The organism is Erythrobacter colymbi (assembly GCF_002155685.1).
Classification (GTDB): domain Bacteria; phylum Pseudomonadota; class Alphaproteobacteria; order Sphingomonadales; family Sphingomonadaceae; genus Erythrobacter; species Erythrobacter colymbi.
The window spans coordinates 528,931-548,566 of sequence record NZ_MUYK01000002.1 but is presented as its reverse complement, the minus strand read 5'-3'; the positions used below and the strand labels follow the sequence as shown (position 1 = coordinate 548,566).

Sequence of the window (19,636 nt, the reverse complement as noted above, 5' to 3'; positions counted from 1 at the left end):
CGATCAGTTGGCGCAAAGCCGCAGGGCTCGCAAGCGGGCGTGCATGTTTTGACGGGAACCGGCGCGCAGGCCCCGCAGTTACCCGCCGCATGGACGGACACAATTCGACTTCCCAGCCCTCGCTTTCACCGGCGGCACGCGCGCTCGGCTATGCCGGGCTGCTGCCGCAGATCCTGTGTATCGCCATGATCGTGACGGAGCACGAATGGCGCTATGCCGCGCTTGCCGGCGGTTTCGCCTATGCCGCGGCGATCTTCAGCTTTCTCGGCGGCGTGTGGTGGGGGCAGGCCGTGCAGAGCGGTCGCGCGACCACCGGCGCTTACGTCCTGGCGGTGATGCCGAGCCTGCTGGCGGTCGCGCTGTTCCTTCCGTGGACGCTCGGGTGGGAATGGCCGGGCCCGGCGCTGTTCTATCTGGGTGCGCTGATCCTCGGCTCGCCGCTGGTGGACCGCGCGCTGGGCTTTGCCGCGCCCGATTTCCTGCGCCTGCGCTGGCACCTGTCGCTGGGTCTGGGGAGCCTCACGATCGCGCTCGGCCTGTTGGCACCCCGGGTGATCGCAATCTGACGACGCGATTGCGCGCTATGCAATCTTTGCGATGAATTAACCACTACACCCTAGGGAGAAGCTTGGGTTTCCCGACGGGATAGCGCGCTTGATAAACGCAAGGCTTCAGTCACTGGCCGCCATGATGCGGCGCGCGCTCGATGTTTCCGGCGGCGAACCGGCTGTTATCCCGCAGAAAAACTCGCGCCGTTCGGCAGCTGAGCTGCTCGCGGGCAAGCGCGTCAAGGTCGCGATCTTCGCTGTGCTGTTCGGCGTGGTCTCCGCTTTGATCGAACTGCCGCTGCCGGCCGACGATGCCTACACCGCCGCACGCGCCCAGCTGCGCGTGCGCGCCGCGCCGCAGGACATCGCGATGATCGCAATCGACGATGCGACCCTCAACGAACTCCGCGTCCTTCTGCCCAACCGCGAGCAAAATGCCGAATTGATCGACCGCCTGGCTGCTGCCGGTGTCAGCAAGATCGTGTTCGACCGCGCCCACGCCGATCCCGAAAACCCGGCGAACGATGCCAAATTCGCCGCCGCGCTCGAACGGCACAAGGGGTTGGTCTGGCTCGGGATGGCGCCGAAGGTGGAAATCGGTTTCCAGCAGGTCGATCCAATCTTGCCGCTGCCTGCCTTCAGAGAGCGGGCGCCGATGGCATCCATGCTCGGCATTTCCCACCCGTTCGGCCTCGCAGTCGATTTTTCGACCCGCGACGAGTTTGAAGGCAAGTCTTATCCCGCGATATCCGCCGTGCTCGCCGGCTATCGGGGCCGGACGGTGGTCTACAATCCCGACTTCGCCTTCAATCCCAAAACCGTGCCGACCTTCCGCTATGTCGATGTTCTGCGCGGCCGCGTGGGCCCTCGCGAGCTTGCCGGCAAGAGCGTCATCATCGGGACGACCTTCATCAACTCGACCGACGTCTATCGCCACCCGCTCTACGGCAAGGTCTCGGGATCCTACTACCACATCATCGGCGCGCACACGCTGAAGCGCGGCACCCCGATCGATCTGGCATGGTATCCCGGTCTGCTGCTGGCGGCGGCGGCGATCCTGATGCAGGCCCTCAGCCCCCGCCGCACGTCGCGTCCGTTGTGGATCACTGCCGCGGTCCTGCTCGCAGCTCCGTTCCTGCTCGACGAGCTGACCATCCATGTCGAGATCATGTCGGGCCTGCTCGCGATGGCCGGCGCGTCCTTCGGGTTCTACCGGATCAACCGGAAGTACTATAGCAGCGACGTCGACGCGATGACGACCTCGGCGATCAGCTCCAACCGGCCGAGCGGGGCGTGCGATGTCTATGCCCTCAAGATCGCCAACCTCGCCGAACTGTCGGAAGAATGGTCGGCGCGCGAGATCGGCGATTTCGTCAACACGCTGATCTCCTATGTCCGCGGGCCGGGAGAGGTGGGCGATGTCGCCTTCGAGCGCGATCTGCTGGTGTGGCTCGCGCCGCGCATGGAGACGGTCGAGCTCGAGCGCCACGCTGATGGTCTCGCCATGATGCTCAAGACCGCGATCAGCCACGACTGGCAGTCCTCGCAAGGGGCGCCGGCGCTGGGCGTCGACACCAACCACGATCTGCCCGTCACGCTGCGCATCAAGAAGGCCATGCAGGCTGCCGAGGAGGCTGCCACCCGCGGCGTGCGCTTCATCATCAACGACGCTGCCCATCTCGAGGCGCGGAACCACCGGCTCGAGCTGATCCGCGTGCTCGAGAAGGGCCTGCGCGATCGCGATATCGGGGTGGCCTACCAGCCGAAGATCGATCTCGCCTCGGGCCGCATTGTCGGCGCCGAGACCCTGATCCGTTGGCAGCCGGACGGCGGCGAATTCGTCAATCCGCAGGATCTGGTGCTGGCCGCCGAGGCGGGCGACCGGATCAACGAGCTGACGCTGGTGGTGATGGAAAGCGCGCTGATCGACGGCAAGCAGGCGATCACGCTCGACCCGCGCTTCAAGCTCGCTGTCAACATGTCGGCCAAGAGCCTGTCGGACACCCACCTGCTGTTCGACATCATGACCCTGCTCGGCCGCTACGATTTCCCGCCCGAGAACCTCACGCTCGAACTGACCGAGACCGCCAAGCTCGAGGACCACCGGATCGCTCCGCAGATCGCGGCACTGAAGGCGCGCGGGATCGGGCTGTCGATCGACGACTTCGGCACCGGCCAGTCGAACCTCGAGTATATCGAGAAGCTGCCGAGCTCCGAGCTCAAGATCGACAAGCGCTTCGTGCAGCACATGGCGCATTCCGAGGAGAGCCGCGCCGTGGTGCGCGCGACGATCGAGATTGCCCATTCGCTGGGCAAGACCGTGGTCGCCGAAGGAGTCGAGGATTTCAGCGTCGCGGCCACCCTGCGCGCGATGGGCTGCGACCAGGCGCAGGGCTATCTTTTCTCGCGGGCGATCGCGATGCCCGAGCTGCTTGCGATGATGGGAGGCGGACGCGCTGCTCTTAACGCTTGATTAAGGTTAATAAAGTGTTAAACGAACCCTACAGCATTTGGCGCTGATAGGAGATTCGTTATGTGGGCGTACATCGCTGATCTTTTCGGCACCCGGTAATTTTACCACTGCCACCAAACAGGAAAGCCCCGGGAAACCGGGGCTTTTTTCGTTTCTGATCAAGACCTTTTCGAGGGCGGCGGGGCGAAGTGTCCGCTCCGTCCGGAGCCGCGCCGATGCTGGCTGCGGCTTAGGCTGGCGAGCGCTTCGAGGCGCGGTAACCTTAATGCACTGATTCGCGCAGGATGCTCGCTCCGGGGCGCGTGCGGTGGCTCGTCTAGGCGTTGCCGGCGATGCGCGCGCGTTCGCGGAACTCGCTCGGGCTCAGCCCTGCCTGCCGGCGGAAGGCACGGGCGAAAGACGCGCCGTCATACCACCCGCAGCGCGCCGCAACGATGTTGACCGGCATGTCGGGAGCGCCTTCGAGCAGCATCTTCGCGCGGTCGATCCGCAGCTGCGTGATCATGTCGGACACGCTCGTCCCGGCTTCGGCAAAGGCGCGGTAGAGCGTCGCGCGTGAACAGCCGAGCTGCGTCAGCAGCGCGCGAGCATCGAAGCCGGAGCGGCCGATATTCTGCTCGATGATCGAGCGCGCTGCCGACAGCAGGTCGCGGCGTGGCGGCGTGCGGGCGGGCAGGGTGGCGGTCGCGGTTTCGCATGCGAACAGCGCCAGCTGCATCAGCTGCACCAGCAGGAATTCGCGCTCCTGATCCTGCGTGTCCGCCATGTGGCGCGCGGCCAGCTGGATCTGCCCTTTGAGCACCTGCCCGATGCGGGCTTCCTCGAGCACGCGCATCATTTCGGCAGGCTCGGGGATCGTGCGGCCGATCCGCTGTTCGAGGTCCGCGCGCGGCACCGAAATCTGCACGGCGCTGTGATCGCTCCATTCCACCCGCGAATGCCAGCGGTTGTCGAACACGAAGAACTCGCCCGCGCGCGAGACGACGGGGCGGGCGCCTTCCTGTTCGTAGCGCCTCTCGCCCGCGATCACGACGCCGAGCGTGTAGGTCTCGCGGTCCTTCGCCTTGTCCGCCGGCAAGCCGCGCCCGCTCACCGCGCTCGAACGGTAGTGCAGCAGCTGCACCGGATCGGTGATGAGGCACTGGGTGCGCGCGCAAAAGGCCCGCGCGGCCTCGGGCGGGAGGGGATCGCCCTCGAAGCTGTAATAGAGCAGGTTGCGCCACATCTCGTAGCGGTCTTCGGCCGGGAAGGGGTCGGTCGAGACGTCGAAGAAGACCGGCGTCTTGGGCATCCCGAGTTCGAGCGACCAGCGCACATTGTCGGCGGTCCATGCCCATTGATCGGGCGACCACGACCACAGGCCGGCGGCCTTGGCCCTATGCCATTCCTGACCCATGTTCCCCCCATCGGTTCTGCATGCCACTGCAGGCCGCCAGACTACGCCAACACGGGGCCAGCGCAAGCAAATCCGTAGCCCGCAGGGGGAAACGCTGCGCCATTCGGGCACGGTGTTCCGTTCGTCGATAACATCCTGCGTTTCGTCGTCTGTTCCGCCCAAAGGCCCGCGCACGGTTGCTAGGGATGGGGCATCGGGGCATCGTCCCGCGTCGCATGGCAATCGGCGGACAGGCTCCGGATATCCCGGAGCGGCGACCGGCCGGATTGGGAGGTTTCAGGTGGACAGACGGGATTTCTTGGCGCTCAGCACCTTCTTCACGGGTGCCGCGCTCTCTCCCAACATCTTCGGCAAGGCGATCGCTGCCAGCCAGTTGCAGGAGACGATCGACATCGCGGTCAAGAAGCGGCTCGCCGATGCGGGTCTGGCTTCGGCGAAGGCGGCAGGGGCAAGCTATTGCGACGTGCGCGTCGGGCGGTACCTGCGCCAGTTCGTCATCACCCGCGAGCGTAATGTCGAGAACATCGTCAACACCGAATCGACCGGCACCGGCGTGCGCGTGATCGCCGACGGCGCATGGGGCTTTGCCGCCACCAACGCCATGACCGAGGACGCCGTGGCCGAGGCCGCGCGCCAGGCGACCGCGATCGCCAAGGCCAATGCCCGCACCCAGACAAAGCCGGTGCAGCTCGCCCCGACCCCGGGCGTGGGCGAGGTCAGCTGGCGCACGCCGATCAAGAAGAACGCGATGGAAGTGCCGATCGCCGACAAGGTCGATCTGCTGATGGGCGTCAACGACGCCGCGCTCAACGCGGGCGCCAACTTCGTCAACGCGTTGCTGTTCCTCGTCAACGAGCAGAAGTATTTCGCCTCGTCCGATGGTTCCTACATCGATCAGGACGTCCACCGCATCTGGGCGCCGATCACGGTCACCGCGGTCGACACCACCACCGGCAAGTTCCGCTCGCGCGAGGGTCTCTCGGCGCCGATGGGGCTGGGCTGGGAATACATGGACGGCCGCGCGGAGGACAAGTTCGTCCTCTCGAACGGCCTCACCACCTACGGCAATTCCTACGACATGAAGGAAGATGCCATCGCCGCGGCGCAGGACGCGCAGGCCAAGCTCAAGGCGCCGTCGGTGAAGCCGGGCAAGTACGATCTCGTGCTCGATCCCAACCACCTCGGCCTCACGATCCACGAAAGCGTCGGCCATCCGCTCGAGCTCGACCGCGTGCTGGGCTACGAGGCGAACTACGCCGGCACCAGCTTCGCCACGATCGACAAGCGCGATGCCAAGTTCAAATACGGCAGCGACATCGTGAACCTGTTCGCCGACAAGACCCAGCCCGGCTCGCTCGGCGCGGTCGCCTTTGACGATGAAGGCGTGAAGACCAAGCGCTGGGATCTGGTCAAGGACGGCGTGCTCGTCGATTACCAGTCGATCCGCGACCAGGTGCACATCCTCGGCAAGAGCGAATCGGACGGCTGCTGCTATGCCGACAGCTGGTCCTCGGTGCAGTTCCAGCGCATGGCCAATGTCAGCCTAGCGCCGGGCAAGACCAAGATGAGCCCCGCCGACATGATCGCGGGCGTCGACAACGGCATCTACATCGCCGGCCGCGGCTCCTTCTCGATCGACCAGCAGCGCTACAACGCGCAGTTCGGCGGGACGGTGTTCTACGAGATCAAGGGCGGCAAATTGGGCCCGATGATCGAGGATGTCGCCTACCAGATGCGCACCCCCGAATTCTGGGGCGCGTGCTCGGCGATCTGCGACGAGAGCGATTACCGCCTGTTCGGCTCGTTCTTCGACGGCAAGGGCCAGCCGAGCCAGGTTTCGGCGGTCAGCCACGGCTCCTCGACCACCCGTTTCGACGGGATCAACGTCATCAGCACCGCACGGTCGCTCGGTTAATTGCGCGCAGGAGAAGCCAACATGACCATTCTGACAGAAGCGCAGGCCAAGGCCATTCTCGACAAGGTTATCGCCTTCTCGACCGCGGACGAGACCATCGCCCAGCTGGCCGGCGGCACGCAGGGCAACGTCCGCTTCGCGCGCAACGACATCTCCACCTCGGGGATCGTCGATGACACCGACCTCGTCGTGCAGGTCGCTTTCGGCAAGCGCGTGGGCACCGCCACCATCAACCAGTTCGACGATGCCTCGCTCGAACGCGTGGTGCGCCGCGCCGAGGACCTTGCCAAGCTGGCGCCGGAGAACCCGGAGTTCATGCCGGCGGTCCAGAAGCAGACCTACACGCCGACCAACACCTACAGCGAATCGACCGCGGCCCTGACCGCCGAGGCCCGCGCGAAGATCGCCGAGGCTTCGATCGCGCCGTGCCGCGACAAGGGGCTGATCGCGGCCGGTTACCTCGAGGATGGCACGACCTTCTTCGCCCACGCCAACTCGAACGGCAATTTCGGCTACCAGGCCTCCACTGGCGCCGACTACACCTGCACCGTGCGCACCGAGGACGGTCGCGGATCGGGCTGGGTGGGCACCAACGTGCAGGACGTTGCCACCTTCGATGCGGGCAAGGACGTGCAGATCGCCATGCGCAAGGCGGCCGCCTCGGTCGAGGCGCAGGCGCTCGAGCCGGGCAAGTACACCGTCATCCTCGAACCGGCGGCGGCCGCGGGGCTCATCAGCTTCATGATGAACTTCTTCGACGCGCGCTCGGCCGACGAGGGGCGCAGCTTCCTGTCGAAGCAGGGCGGCGGGAACAAGATCGGCGAGCAGATCATGGACTCGCGCGTCAACATCTACACCGATCCGTGGAACCCGGTGGTCCCCGTGCTGCCGTGGGACGGCGAGGGCCTCCCGCGCGAGCGCACAAAGATCATCGATGCGGGCAAGGTCGCGAACCTCGAATACTCGCGCTACTGGGCGAGCAAGCAGGGCAAGCCCGAGACCGCGGGCTGGGGCAACGTCATCATGGAAGGCGGCACGAAGTCGACCGCCGACCTGATCGCGGGCACGGAGCGCGGCATCCTCGTCACCCGCACCTGGTACATCCGCATGGTCGATCCGCAGACCGTGCTGCTCACCGGCCTCACCCGTGACGGCACCTTCTACATCGAGAACGGCCAGCTGAAGTACCCGATCAAGAACTTCCGCTTCAACGAAAGCCCGGTGATCATGCTCAACAACATCGACGAGCTGGGCCGTGCGGTGCGCGTCAAGGCGGACGAGGGCAGCTCGATGATGCTGCCGCCGATGAAGCTGCGGGACTTCACCTTCACCTCGCTCTCCGACGCGGTCTGAGGGCAAGACAAAGGCAGGCGCGGGCGACATGAGCGGCACAGCCATGACCCGCGCCGGCTTCCTGCGTCTCGCCGGCGGCGCGCTGGCGGGCGCGCTGCTGCCCGGCCCGCTCGCCGCCCAGCGCGCGGGCGGCGCGGCGGCAAGCGGCTATGATTTCTGGTTTACCCGCCTCAGATACAATTCGGGCGACTGGGACGTCGACCAGCGCATGCCGGCCAACCTCCTGACCTCGCTGGTCGATTACACCACCTTGCGGGTCGATCCGAAGGAGCACGTCGTCGCGCTCAGCGATCCGGCGATGCTTGCCGCCCCGTTCTGCTATCTCGCCGGGCACAAGGCGGTCGAATTCTCCGACGCCGAGGCGCGCAATTTCGAACGCTACGTCCGGAACGGCGGCTTCGTCTTCGTCGACGATTGCAACCACGATATCGATGGGCTTTTCGCCAAGTCCTTCGAAGCGCAGATGGCGCGCATCTTCGGGGCCGAGGCGCTGAAGAAGCTCCCCAAGGATCACCCCGTCTACACCAGCTTCTTCAAGTTCGACGGGCCGCCTGCAACTTCCTTCGAGCTCAATGGTTGGGGCGATGACCTCATCCACGATTACCTCAAGGGCATCACCATCAACGGCCGCCTCGGCTTGCTCTACAGCAACAAGGATTACGGCTGCGAATGGGACTACGACTGGCGCAACAAGCGCTTCCTCGCCGTCGACAACACCCGCTTCGGGGTGAACATCGTCATGTACGCGCTGACCAATTGAAGGGTTCGAACAGGTGACACAGCAGGCTCCGGCAGATGCGGCGGCGATCGAGGCGCGCGTGGGCAAGCTCGACGATCTGCGCCGCGCGATCGCGACCGCGATCGTGGGGCAGGGCGATGTGGTGGAGCAATTGCTGATCGGGCTGCTCGCGGGCGGGCACTGCCTGCTCGAAGGCGTCCCCGGCCTCGGCAAGACGCTGCTGGTGCGCACGCTGGGCGAGGCGTTGAAGCTCGATTTCCGCCGCGTGCAGTTCACCCCCGACCTGATGCCGAGCGACATCCTCGGCACCGAATTGCTGGAAGAGGACCACGGCACTGGCCACCGGTCCTTCCGCTTCCAGAAGGGCCCGGTCTTCACCAACCTCCTGCTGGCGGACGAATTGAACCGCACGCCGCCGAAAACGCAGGCCGCGCTGCTGGAAGCGATGCAGGAAAAGACCGTCAGCTATGGCGGGCAGACCTACCAGCTCCCCAAACCCTTCTTCGTGCTGGCGACGCAGAACCCGCTCGAACAGGCGGGCACCTATCCGCTGCCCGAAGCGCAGCTCGACCGCTTCCTGCTGCTGGTGCGCGTCGGCTATCCGACCGCGCAGGAAGAGCGCGACATTCTCGCCATGACCACCGGCAAGGCGGGCGATGCGGTGCCCTGCGTGATGGAGGCGGCCGATGTGCTCGCGCTCCAGGCCGATGTGCGCGGGGTCTATCTTTCCGATGATCTGCTCGAATGGATCACCACGCTGGTGCGCGCGACGCGCCCGGGCGATCCGGCGGCGCCTGCCGCTGTGGCCGACTATGTCCGCTGGGGCGCAGGCCCGCGTGCGGGGCAATCGCTGGTGCTCTGCGCCAAGGCGCGCGCGCTGCTCCACGGGCGCTTTGCCGCCACGCGCGAGGATATCGCCGCGCTCGCCGCCCCCGTGCTGCGCCACCGCCTGCTGCTGAGTTTCGCGGCCGAGGCCGAGGGCAAGAGCGCGGACGATATCGTCGCCAGCCTGCTCGCACACCTGCCGCCGCCCGCCGCCTAAGCGATGGCCCGCGCGCCGCTCACCATCCCGCCCGAGGTGCGCAGCCGTTTGCGGCGGCTCGCCCTGCGCACGCGGCGCGATCTGGGCGACCGCGGCTTCGGGATGCACGCGAGCCGCAACAAGGGCTCGGGCCTCGAATTCGCGCAATACCGCGCCTACGAGCCGGGCGACGAGCCGCGCCGGATCGACTGGAAGCTGTTCGCGCGCTCGGACAGGTTCTTCGTGCGCGAGGCGGAGCAGGAAAGCCCGGTCTCGGTCTGGGTGCTGATCGATGCGAGCGCCTCGATGGCGCAGGCCGACCGCGCCCGGCCCGAGTGGTCGCGCTTCGATGCCGCGCGGCTGCTGGCGCTGTGCGTCGCGGAGCTCGCCATGATGCAGGGCGACCGCTTCGGGTGGATGACCCTGCAGGAAGGCGCGCTGGGCGTCGCCGATCCGCACCGCGGGCGCGCACAGTATGACCGGATGCAGGTCGAGCTTTCGCGGATCGAGCCGGCGGGCGGCTTCGCCGACAGCGCGACCCTCGCGCCGCTGTGGGAGCGGATTTCGGCGCGCGATCTGGTCTTCTTCTTTTCCGACTGTTTCGACGAGGCGGGCATCGCCATGATCGAGCGCCTCGCCAAGGCGGGGCGCGAGGTGCTGGCGGTGCAGCTCCTGACCGTCGAGGAGCGAGACTTTCCCTTCGACGGCGGCTTCCGCTTCCGCGATCAGGAAACCGCCGAGGAGCTGGTGACCGACGGGGCGGCGCTGCGCGAGACCTTCCTCACCCGCTTCGCCGCCGCGCGCGCGGCGCTGGACGAGCGGCTCGATGCGGGCGGCATCCGGCACACGGCCTATGTGCTCGACGAGGCCATCGATGCGCCCTTGCAGGCCTTCTTCGGGCGGCGGGGCAGGGCGCCGTGACCCCGCTGCTGCTCGCCCCGCTGGGCCTTGCCGCGCTGGCGGCGCTGATCGTCCCGCTCGTCATCCACATCCGCCGCCGCACCGAGGAGGTGCCGGTCGATTTTGCGGCGCTGCGCTGGCTCGATGCGAAGCCGCGCCCGAGGAGCCGCTTGCGGTTCGACGAGTGGCTGCTGCTGGCGCTGCGGCTGCTGATCGTGGCGTGCCTCGCGCTGCTGCTTGCGCGCCCGGCGGTTCTGGGGTGGGAGGGCAATGGCCCCCGCATCCTCGCCGCGCCGGGGGTGAGCGCCGAAGCCGCGCGCAAGGCGGCAGGGCCGGAGGCTGACCTGCGCTGGATCGCGCCGGGCTTTCTCGAGGTGGGCGAGGGCAGCGCGCCTGCGGGTGCCTCGCTCTCCAGCCTGATCCGCCAGTATGACGCCGAACTGCCCGAAGGCGCGGCGCTGACGATCCTTGTCCCACCGGTGCTGGACGGCGTGGATGCCGCGCCGCTGCGCCTCACCCGCAAGGTGACGTGGCGCGTGGTCGAGGGCTCCGCCGCGAGCCGCGCTCCCGAAGCGCCCGCTGCCCCCGCGCTGGCGCTGCGCTATGCCGAGGGGCAGGGCGGGGCCGTCCGCTACTTCCGCGCCGCCGCTGCCGCGTGGAGCGATGCGCCGCGGTTCGAGGCCTCGACCGCCAGCGACCTCCCTCAGCGTGGCGCCGTGCTCGTCTGGCTGAAGCCCGGACGCGTGCCCGCCGCCGTCACCGACTGGGTGAGCGCGGGCGGCACCGCGCTGCTGGGCTCGGCTGTCGAGGTCGCGATGCCCGCCGCCACCGCCCCGCTGTGGCGCGACGAAACCGGCGGCACGCTCGCCGAGGGCGGGGTGCTCGGCAAGGGCCGGATCATCCGCTTCACCCGCCCGCTCGAACCGGCGGCGATGCCCGACCTGCTTGCGGGCAGTTTCCCCGCGAATCTGCGCGACCTTGTCACGCCTCCCGCACCGCCCCCCGCGCGGGTCGAGGCCGCCGCCTTCGCGCCAGTCGCGGGCGTCGCCCCGTTCCGGCTTCCCCCGCACGAGCTTTCCGCGTGGCTCGGCGTGCTGATCGCCGCGCTGTTCCTCGCCGAGCGCTGGCTTGCGAGCCGCAGGCGGAGGTTTGCTGCGTGAGCACCATCGCCGACTTCACCGACTGGCTCGCCCCCGCCCGCCGCCGTGCCGCGGTTGACACGGCGCTGGTCTGGGCGCCGCTGGTGCTGGTGCTGGCGACGCTCGGCTTTGCGCTCGGCGAGGCGCCCGCCGCCATCGCCGCGCTGGTCGGTGGGAGCCTCAGCCTCGCATGGGCCGCGCGCCAGGCTGCCGACCGCCTCGACCGCCACTGGCTCGTCCGCCGCCTCAATGCGCGCGAGACAGCCCTCGAAGACAGCGCCGCGCTGGTCTTCGCCGCCGGTGACCTTGCCCCGATGGAGCGCCTCCAGGTCGAACGCATCGCCGCGCGCGTCGCCGCGATCGATCCGGCGAGCCTGGCCGATGCGTGGTCGCAGCGCCGCATCGCGATTGCCTGGGCGATGGGCCTCGCCGCCATCGCCGCGATCCTTGTGTGGCAGGCACGGGCCGACACCCCGCCGCCGCTCGCACCCGTTGCCCCCGGCACTGCCGCCGCGCCCGGAGAGCCGCGCCTCACCGGCCAGCGCGTGCGCATCGTCCCGCCTGCCTATACCGGCCTGCCGCCGCGCTATGCCGACAGCCTCGACATCCGCGCGCCGCAGGGCTCGCGTATCGAGTGGACCTTCGGCTTCGACCCGCAGCCGCGCGCGGCTGCGATCCAGCTCGTCGGCGGGCAGGCGATCCCGCTCGCGCGCGGGGCCGAGGGATGGGGAGGGGCGCTGCGGCTCGACATCCCCTCGCTCTACCGCGTCACGGCCGAGGGGATGCGCGCGCAGCAACCCGCCTACCGCCTGGAGCCCATCGCCGACGAGCCCCCGCAGGTGCGCGTGATCGAACCGGCCTCGGGCCTTGCCACGATGACTGCCGGACAGCGCAGCTGGCGCGTGGTGTTCGAGGCGGCGGACGATTACGCCGTCGACAGCCTCGCCCGTGTCACCATCACCACCGCCATTGGCGAGGGCGAGAATGTGCGCTTTTCCGAGCGCAGCCAGAGCGTCACCGGCACCGGCGACCCGCGGCGGCGGCGCTTCACCATCGACTTGCCCCTCGCCCCCTACGGGCTCCAGCCGGGGAGCGATCTGGTGGTGCAGCTCACCGTCGTCGACACCCGCTCGCCCGGGCCGCAGGCCGTGCGCGGCCCCGGCGTGATCCTGCGCTTTCCGCCGCCGAAGCCCACCGAGGTCGCGGGCCTCGACATGATGGCCAAGCAGCAGATGCCCGCCTATTTCCGCAGCCAGCGGCAGGTGATCATCGACACCGAGGCGCTCATCAGACAGCGCCGCAGCCTCTCCGCGGACGAGTTCATGGTCCGCTCCGACACCATCGGCGTCGACCAGCGCCTGCTGCGCCTGCGCTATGGCCAATTCATGGGAATGGAGGCCGAGGAGACCCCCAAGCCCCCGCTCCCCGTCTCGGACAAGGACGACGCTGCCCCGGCAGAGCCCGAGCATCACGACGGCGACGGCCACGATCACGGCACCGCGCCCGAAAGCCCGGTGTTCGGCAGCCTAGGCAATGTCCTTGCCGACTATGGCCACACCCATGACGAGAGCGAGGCGGCAACCCTGCTCGATCCCGATACCCGCGCGCTGCTCAAGCTCGCGCTCGATGCGATGTGGGAGGCCGAGGTCAATCTGCGCACCGGCAAGCCCGAGGCCGCGCTGCCCTTCGAGAACAAGGCGCTCGATTACATCAAGCGCATCCAGCAGGCGACGCGCATCTATCTGCCGCGCGTGGGCACGCAGATCCCGCCGGTCGACATGACGCGGCGGATGACGGGCAAGCGCGAGGGGATCGTCGGGCGCGGGGCGGAGCTGACCCCCTTCGCGATCGAGGATGCAGTCCCCGCCACCGCATGGCGCGCGCTGGCATCCCCGGGGGCGATCGACCTCGTCGGGCTCGACCGCTGGGTGCGGAGCAATGCCGCGCGGCTGCGTGATCCGCTGGCGGTGCTCGCCGCGATCGACGGCCTCAGAAGCGCGCCCGGATCGCGCGCCGCGCGCGAGAAGCTGCGCGCGCAGCTGTGGAGCGTTCTCACCCGCCCGCCCGCGCAGGTGCGGCGGCGGCCCGATGGCGGCGACATGGGTCGCCGCTACACCGGAGCCTTACGCTGATGCCCGCGCCCGAGACTCTCGCCGCGGTGCTGATCGCGCTCGCGGCGCTGGCGGCGGCGGCGCGCTGGCTGCTGATGCGCCGCGATGCCAAGACCGCTGCACTCGCCGCCCTGACGCTGGCGAGCGGGGCGCTGCTCTACCTCACGCTGTTCCCGCCGCACCTAGCGGTGGGAGGCGAGACGCTGCTGGTCGCCACCGCCGAGACCCCTCCAGGCACCAAGGCAGGGCCGGGCGAGCGGCTGATCGCGCTGCCCGAAGCGCCGCGGCTCGAAGGGGCCGAGCGCGTGCCCGATCTCGCCACCGGGCTGCGCCGCCACACCCGCACGCAGGCGCTCCGCATCCTCGGGCGGGGGCTGACCGCACGCGACCGTGACGCGGCAGCCGGTATCCCGGCCACATTCAAGCCCCTACCGCTGCCGCGCGGTCTCGTCCGTCTCGATCCCCCTGCCGATACGCCCGCTGGCGCGATATTCGCGCTCGGCGGGGAGGCGGCGGGGATGGAGGGCGGATCGGCCGAACTGCTCGATCCCTCGGGCGCGCGGGTCGACCGGCGGGTGATCGCGGGCGAGGGAGTGTTTACCCTAGGCGCGGCGGCGCGGGCACCGGGCCTTGCGCTATTCACCCTGCGGCTGCGGGGCAAGGACGGCGCGATCGTCTCCGACACCCCCGTTCCCCTGCGCACCCTTGCCGCGCCCGAGCCTCTGAAACTGCTGCTGGTCGGCGCGCCTTCGCCCGAGGCCAAGTACCTGCGCCGCTGGGCGGAGGATTCGGGCATCGCGCTCCAGAGTCGCCTCGCGGCGGGCGGCGGTGTCGATCTGGGCGATGCACAGGTGAGCCTCGATGCGGGCGCGCTCAAGGATCTCGACGTGGTGGTTATCGACGACCGCACGCTGGCAGGGCTCGGCGGCGGATCGCGCGCGGCGCTGGCGCAGGCAGTCGCGGGCGGGCTCGGAGTGGTGGTGCGGATGACGGCGCCGGCCACGGCGGGCAGCCGCGAGAGTTGGCGCGCGCTCGGCCTCATGGTCGAGGGCGGGGGCGATGTCGCGCCGGTCGCGCTCGCGCCGCTCGCCGCGGATCAGGAGGCGCTGGAGCAGCGCCGTGGCCCTGCCGCGCCCGATGTGCCGGATGATCTCAACGCGCTCGAAGACCCCGCGCCCGATCTTGGCCGGTGGACCGTCAAGGCCGGTGCGGATTTCGTGCCTGCGGTGACCGATGCCGAGGGCGCGGTGATCGCCGGATGGCAGCAGCGCGGGCAGGGGCGGGCGGGGCTATGGACCCTCGCCAACAGTTTCGCGCTGGTGCTCTCCGGGCAGGAGGAGCGCTACTACCAGTGGTGGAGCGCGATGGTGAGTGCGGTGGCACGGCCGGGCCGGGAGTTCCGCGCCGAGGTGCCGCCGCTGGTGATCGCGGGCGAGCGTACGGCGTTGTGCGGGCTGACCGGATCGCCGCGAGTGAGAGCACCCGATGGCGCCGAGGTCGCGCTGGCGATCGACCCCGCCGCCGGCCCGCGAGGCTGCGCGACCTATTGGCCCAAGGCAGAGGGCGTCCACACCATCATCCAGCCGGGCAAGGAGGGCGAGCGCAGCTTCGCCTTCGCCGTGCTGCCCGCCGCCGGTCTCGACGCGATCGCCAAGCGCGAGACCGCCGAGGCCACCGCGCGCTGGGCGGCGGCGCAGAGTGCCTCTCAGCCGCGCGGTGCGCCCGAACGGCGTGGCCCGGCCTGGCCGTGGCTCCTCGGATGGCTGGCGTTGAGCGCGGCCCTTTGGTTCGCCGAGCACCGCTGGCGCGTCTCTCCCGCCTGATCCTGCTCTTGGGCTGATCGCGCCCGCCTCTGCCTCTGCGCGAGGGCGGGGGTGCTTTTTCGTTTGGTCCTCGGGAGTTATCCTGTAGGTTAACAACACCCTACAGGGATTTGGCAAAAGCGGTTGCCGGTCAGCCACTTGCGTCAGTCCAAAAGATAAGGGGACGCAAGAGGATGCAGGGTACGATGGTTGGCGATGGCGGCGTGACGAACGATCCCCCTCCCGATTCCGCAGCACGTTCTGCGGGCGAGGGCGAGCTGCGGCGCCGCAAAAAGCGGGTGAAGGTCCGGCGTCAGCAGCAGGACAAGCTGTCCCGGCGCGCACAGATCGCGCTGTGGATCGCCTTGCCGGCGTTCCTGTGGGCGACGATGTACCTTCTCTACGAGGCCCTGTCCTGGATGAGTTGACGCTGCGGGCCTCGTCGCAGACCGGCGCTTGCGGCGGCCCGACGGGGCTCAGATAGGGCTCAGACCCCCGTCAGACCCGTCTTGACCCCTGCCAGACGCGCCTCGCGCGCGGGTTTCACGTGAAACACCGCTTGAGCGGACGAAAGCTGGGAAAGGCGGCTTGTGACAAGCCGGAATTGGTCGGGGAGAGAGGATTCGAACCTCCGGCCCCTGCCTCCCGAAGACAGTGCTCTACCAGGCTGAGCTACTCCCCGACCGTGTCGGCTCCGAAGGTCCCGAAGGGCCTGCGGATCGAGGCAAGGCGCGCCCTATAGGTGTGGATGAGCACAGTGGCAAGCGGGCAATTGCGGCCTATAGTCACCGGCATGGCCAGCACCGTGATTCCCCTCTCTTCCCCCGCGCAAATCCACCCGGAACAGCAGTATCTCGATCTGATGCGGCAGATCTGGGAGACAGGGAGCGAGCGGATCGACCGCACCGGTATCGGCACCCGCTCGGTGTGCGGGGCGGTGCTGCGATTCGATCTCGGCGGCGGGGCGATGCCGCTGCTCACCACCAAGCGCGTCTACTGGAAGACCGCGACGCGCGAATTGTTGTGGTTCCTCACGGGGGAAACCAACATCCGCCCGCTGGTGCTGCAAGGGGTGAAGATCTGGAACGAATGGCCCCACGCGCGCTACGTCCGCGAAACGGGCGAGCAGGTGAGCCTCGAGGATTTCGTCCAGCGAATCGCCGATGACGAGGCTTTCGCGCGGCGCTGGGGCGATCTCGGCCCGGTCTATGGCAAGCAGTGGGTCGACTGGCCTACCTACCGCTACCGCCCCGACGGGCTCTACGAGAAGGGCGAGGGGATCAACCAGGTCGCCGCGGTGATCGAATCGCTGCGCACCTCGCCCGGCAGCCGCCGCCACATCATCGAGGGCTGGAACGTCGCCGAGCTCGACCGGATGGCGCTGCCGCCGTGCCACAAGACCTACCAGTTCCATGTCGCGGGCGAGGGCGCTGACGCACGGCTCAATTGCGTGCTCTACCAGCGCAGCTGCGATGTCGCGCTCGGCCTGCCGTTCAACCTGTGGTCGGCGGCGCTGCTCACGCGGATGATCGCACAGCAGGTGGGGATGGAGCCGGGCGAGCTGGTGTGGATGGGGGGCGATGTACACCTCTACCTCAACCACGCGCATCTGATCGAGGAACAGCTCGCGCGCCAGCCGCAAGGGCACCCAAGGCTCGAGATCACGCGAAAGCCGGAAACAATTTTCGACTACGTGATCGAGGATTTCGTGGTGCATGATTACGCGCCGCTCCCGCCGATCAGCGCACCTGTTGCGGTGTGACGGACCTTCGCGCACCGCGCTTGACCGCTCCCTGCGCTTGAAATAAAAATACGTATTCAAGCAATGATCGCATCCGCTTACCGCGTGGTCGATCACCACGGGGAGAGCGCGAGAGATGGCCGATCCAAGGGCACCGTCAGACAGCAACCGCCCGGCGCTGGCGCTGCACGTGCCCGAGCCGAAATACCGGCCTGGCGACACAGCCGACTTCTCGCATATCGACATCGGCGCGCCCGGCGACCAGCCGCGCCCGGACGAGGGCATTCACCCCTCGCAGATGGCAGGGCTCGCCTATGGCCTCGTGCGGGTGCTGGGCGACGACAACCTCGCCCACGGCCCGTGGAACCCGCGCCTCAGCCCCGATACGCTGCGCACGATGCTCGGCCACATGGCGCTGGTGCGTGCCTTCGACGAGCGGATGTTCCGCGGCCAGCGCCAGGGCAAGACCAGCTTCTACATGAAGTGCACCGGCGAGGAGGCGACCTCGATCGCGCCTGCGATGGCGCTCGCCAGTGACGACATGATCTTCCCCTCCTATCGCCAGCAGGGGATTCTGATCGCGCGCGGCTATCCGCTGATCGACATGATCAACCAGATCTATTCGAACAAGGCCGACAAGCTGAAGGGCCGGCAGCTGCCGATCATGTATTCGAGCCGCGAGCACAGCTTCTTCTCGATCTCCGGCAACCTCGCCACCCAGTGCCCGCAAGCGGTGGGCTGGGCGATGGCGAGCGCGGTTCGCGGCGACAGCCGGATCGCTGCGAGCTGGGTGGGCGAGGGCAGCACGGCCGAGGGCGACTTCCACTCGGCCTGCACCTTCGCTGCCGTCTACAACGCGCCGGTGATCCTCAACGTGGTCAACAACCAGTGGGCGATTTCGAGCTTCTCGGGCTTCGCCGGAGCCGAGCGCACCACTTTTGCCGCGCGCGGGCTCGGCTACGGGATTGCGGCCCTGCGGGTCGACGGCAATGACCCGCTCGCCTGCTACGCCGCCGCCGAATGGGCCGCCAACCGCGCCCGCGGCAATCACGGGCCGACCCTGATCGAATACTTCACCTACCGCGCCGAGGGGCACTCCACCTCCGACGACCCCTCGGGCTACCGCTCGGCGCAGGAGCGTGAGGAATGGCCGCTGGGTGACCCCGTCACGCGGCTCAAGAACCACCTCATCGCGATTGGCGAATGGGACGAGGAGCGCCACGCGGCGATGGACCTCGAATGCGCCGAGCGCGTGAAGACCACCACCAAGGAGGCCGAGAAGAACGGCATCCTCGGCCACGGCCTCCACCACCCGTTCCACACCATGTTCGAGGACGTCTACGAGGAACTGCCCTGGCACCTCGAGGAGCAGGCCGAGCAGGCCATCCGCGAGCGCATCGCCAAGTTCGGCACGGAAAGGCCCTTCGGATGAGCCCCGAACCTTCAAGCGCACCTGCCACCCTCGGCGAGAACGTGATCGATGAGCGACGCCTCAACATGATCGAGGCGATCAACGAAGCGCTCGACATCATGCTCACGCGCGATCCCGACGTGATCATCATGGGCGAGGATGTCGGCTATTTCGGCGGCGTGTTCCGCGCCACCGCCGGGCTTCAGGCCAAGCACGGCAAGACCCGCGTGTTCGATACGCCGATTTCCGAATGCGGGATCATCGGCGTCGCGGTGGGGATGGGGGCCTATGGCCTGCGCCCCGTCCCCGAAATCCAGTTTGCGGACTACATCTACCCCGGCCTCGACCAGCTGATCTCGGAAGCCGCGCGGCTGCGTTACCGTTCGGCGGGCGACTATATCGCGCCGATGACCGTGCGCTCGCCGTTCGGCGGGGGCATCTTCGGCGGCCAGACCCACAGCCAGAGCCCCGAGGCGTTGTTCACCCATGTCGCGGGCCTCAAGACCGTGATCCCGGCGACCCCCCACGACGCCAAGGGGCTGCTTATTTCCGCCATCGAAGACAATGATCCGGTGATCTTCTTCGAGCCCAAGCGCATCTATAACGGCCCTTTCTCGGGCTATTACGACAAGCCGGTCGAGCCGTGGAAGAAGCACCCAGATTCTGTCGTGCCCGAGGGTTATTACAAGATCCCGCTCGGCAAGGCGCGCACCGTGTGCGAGGGCGAGGCGCTGACCGTGCTCGCCTATGGGACGATGGTCCACGTCGCCGAGGCCGTGTGCCGCGAGAAGGGCGTGGATGCGGAAATCCTCGACCTGCGCACGCTGGTGCCGCTCGACATCAAGGCGATCGAGGCCTCGGTGGAGAAGACCGGCCGCTGCCTGATCGTCCACGAGGCGACCCGCACCTCGGGCTTCGGCGCGGAGCTTTCGGCGCTCGTCACCGAACGCTGCTTCTACCATCTCGAAGCCCCGGTCGAACGCGTCACCGGCTTCGACACGCCCTATCCCCACAGCCTCGAATGGGCCTATTTCCCCGGCCCCGTCCGCATCGGCGAGGCAATCGACAAGCTTCTCAAGGACTGACC

General features: G+C 68.2%; 15 protein-coding genes and 1 tRNA gene. 14 read left to right on the top strand and 2 right to left on the bottom strand.

Translation table 11 applies throughout. The features are described from left to right. Positions 1–89 precede the first annotated feature (89 nt). On the top strand, positions 90–566 hold the full coding sequence (locus tag BZF57_RS05965) for a DUF3429 domain-containing protein (RefSeq protein WP_086735651.1): 477 nt from the start codon (positions 90–92) through the stop codon (positions 564–566). Between the two features lie 121 nt (positions 567–687). Continuing rightward, on the top strand, positions 688–3,021 hold the full coding sequence (locus BZF57_RS05960) for an EAL domain-containing protein (protein WP_086735649.1): 2,334 nt from the start codon (positions 688–690) through the stop codon (positions 3,019–3,021). A 316-nt stretch (positions 3,022–3,337) separates the two neighbouring features. Here BZF57_RS05960 and BZF57_RS05955 read toward each other — a convergent pair whose 3' ends face one another. Further along, a complete protein-coding gene (locus tag BZF57_RS05955; protein WP_086735647.1) occupies positions 3,338–4,417 on the bottom strand; it encodes an AraC family transcriptional regulator in 1,080 nt (359 codons plus the stop codon). Positions 4,418–4,697: 280 nt separating this feature from the next. On the opposite strand from BZF57_RS05955, the gene BZF57_RS05950 reads away from it, so the two are divergent. The 9 genes from BZF57_RS05950 to BZF57_RS05910 all read left to right on the top strand — a co-directional run bounded on the left by BZF57_RS05950 (position 4,698) and on the right by BZF57_RS05910 (position 15,825). Further along, complete coding sequence (locus tag BZF57_RS05950; protein WP_086735646.1) at positions 4,698–6,332, top strand: TldD/PmbA family protein; 1,635 nt, start codon at positions 4,698–4,700, stop codon at positions 6,330–6,332. Positions 6,333–6,353: 21 nt separating this feature from the next. Further along, positions 6,354–7,685, top strand: coding sequence for a TldD/PmbA family protein (locus BZF57_RS05945; RefSeq protein WP_086735644.1), 1,332 nt, complete (start codon positions 6,354–6,356; stop codon positions 7,683–7,685). A 28-nt stretch (positions 7,686–7,713) separates the two neighbouring features. Then, positions 7,714–8,445 carry a DUF4159 domain-containing protein gene (locus tag BZF57_RS05940; RefSeq protein WP_086735642.1) on the top strand — a complete coding sequence of 244 codons (732 nt, stop codon included), beginning with the start codon at positions 7,714–7,716 and terminating at the stop codon, positions 8,443–8,445. A 13-nt stretch (positions 8,446–8,458) separates the two neighbouring features. Beyond that, a complete protein-coding gene (locus tag BZF57_RS05935) occupies positions 8,459–9,466 on the top strand; it encodes an AAA family ATPase (protein WP_086735640.1) in 1,008 nt (335 codons plus the stop codon). A gap of 3 nt (positions 9,467–9,469) precedes the next feature. Continuing rightward, the gene (locus tag BZF57_RS05930; RefSeq protein WP_086735638.1) at positions 9,470–10,366 is read left to right on the top strand and encodes a DUF58 domain-containing protein; all 897 of its coding nucleotides are present in this window, start codon (positions 9,470–9,472) and stop codon (positions 10,364–10,366) included. Continuing rightward, the gene (locus BZF57_RS05925; protein WP_086735636.1) at positions 10,363–11,505 is read left to right on the top strand and encodes a BatA domain-containing protein; all 1,143 of its coding nucleotides are present in this window, start codon (positions 10,363–10,365) and stop codon (positions 11,503–11,505) included. Before BZF57_RS05930 ends, BZF57_RS05925 begins: the two co-directional genes overlap by 4 nt. After that, positions 11,502–13,616 (top strand): DUF4175 family protein, encoded by a 2,115-nt coding sequence (locus BZF57_RS05920; protein WP_086735634.1) that lies wholly within the window; start codon positions 11,502–11,504, stop codon positions 13,614–13,616. The genes BZF57_RS05925 and BZF57_RS05920 overlap by 4 nt, the downstream gene beginning before the upstream one ends. After that, entirely contained in the window at positions 13,616–15,418 is a 1,803-nt protein-coding gene (locus BZF57_RS05915) for a hypothetical protein (protein ID WP_086735632.1), read from the top strand. The genes BZF57_RS05920 and BZF57_RS05915 overlap by 1 nt, the downstream gene beginning before the upstream one ends. A gap of 173 nt (positions 15,419–15,591) precedes the next feature. Beyond that, positions 15,592–15,825 carry a hypothetical protein gene (locus BZF57_RS05910; protein WP_143738370.1) on the top strand — a complete coding sequence of 78 codons (234 nt, stop codon included), beginning with the start codon at positions 15,592–15,594 and terminating at the stop codon, positions 15,823–15,825. Between the two features lie 177 nt (positions 15,826–16,002). On the opposite strand, the gene BZF57_RS05905 is transcribed toward BZF57_RS05910, so the two are convergent. After that, positions 16,003–16,079 (bottom strand) — tRNA-Pro (locus BZF57_RS05905). A 111-nt stretch (positions 16,080–16,190) separates the two neighbouring features. Between BZF57_RS05905 and thyA the strand changes: the two genes are divergently transcribed. The 3 genes from thyA to BZF57_RS05890 all read left to right on the top strand — a co-directional run bounded on the left by thyA (position 16,191) and on the right by BZF57_RS05890 (position 19,634). Then, complete coding sequence (thyA, locus tag BZF57_RS05900; RefSeq protein ID WP_086735626.1) at positions 16,191–17,159, top strand: thymidylate synthase; 969 nt, start codon at positions 16,191–16,193, stop codon at positions 17,157–17,159. 115 nt (positions 17,160–17,274) lie between these two features. Next, positions 17,275–18,570 carry a thiamine pyrophosphate-dependent enzyme gene (locus BZF57_RS05895; protein ID WP_086735623.1) on the top strand — a complete coding sequence of 432 codons (1,296 nt, stop codon included), beginning with the start codon at positions 17,275–17,277 and terminating at the stop codon, positions 18,568–18,570. Continuing rightward, a complete protein-coding gene (locus BZF57_RS05890; protein WP_206073200.1) occupies positions 18,567–19,634 on the top strand; it encodes an alpha-ketoacid dehydrogenase subunit beta in 1,068 nt (355 codons plus the stop codon). Before BZF57_RS05895 ends, BZF57_RS05890 begins: the two co-directional genes overlap by 4 nt. Positions 19,635–19,636 lie beyond the last annotated feature (2 nt).

Excerpts from the sequence above, each read along its gene's own strand:
- BZF57_RS05965 (WP_086735651.1), top strand. The coding sequence starts at position 90 with ATGGACGGACACAATTCGACTTCCCAGCCCTCGCTTTCACCGGCGGCA.
- BZF57_RS05960 (WP_086735649.1), top strand. The coding sequence starts at position 688 with ATGATGCGGCGCGCGCTCGATGTTTCCGGCGGCGAACCGGCTGTTATC.
- BZF57_RS05955 (WP_086735647.1), bottom strand. The coding sequence starts at position 4,417 with ATGGGTCAGGAATGGCATAGGGCCAAGGCCGCCGGCCTGTGGTCGTGG.
- BZF57_RS05945 (WP_086735644.1), top strand. The coding sequence starts at position 6,354 with ATGACCATTCTGACAGAAGCGCAGGCCAAGGCCATTCTCGACAAGGTT.
- BZF57_RS05940 (WP_086735642.1), top strand. The coding sequence starts at position 7,714 with ATGAGCGGCACAGCCATGACCCGCGCCGGCTTCCTGCGTCTCGCCGGC.
- BZF57_RS05930 (WP_086735638.1), top strand. The coding sequence starts at position 9,470 with ATGGCCCGCGCGCCGCTCACCATCCCGCCCGAGGTGCGCAGCCGTTTG.
- BZF57_RS05915 (WP_086735632.1), top strand. The coding sequence starts at position 13,616 with ATGCCCGCGCCCGAGACTCTCGCCGCGGTGCTGATCGCGCTCGCGGCG.
- BZF57_RS05910 (WP_143738370.1), top strand. The coding sequence starts at position 15,592 with ATGCAGGGTACGATGGTTGGCGATGGCGGCGTGACGAACGATCCCCCT.
- thyA (WP_086735626.1), top strand. The coding sequence starts at position 16,191 with ATGGCCAGCACCGTGATTCCCCTCTCTTCCCCCGCGCAAATCCACCCG.
- BZF57_RS05895 (WP_086735623.1), top strand. The coding sequence starts at position 17,275 with ATGGCCGATCCAAGGGCACCGTCAGACAGCAACCGCCCGGCGCTGGCG.
- BZF57_RS05890 (WP_206073200.1), top strand. The coding sequence starts at position 18,567 with ATGAGCCCCGAACCTTCAAGCGCACCTGCCACCCTCGGCGAGAACGTG.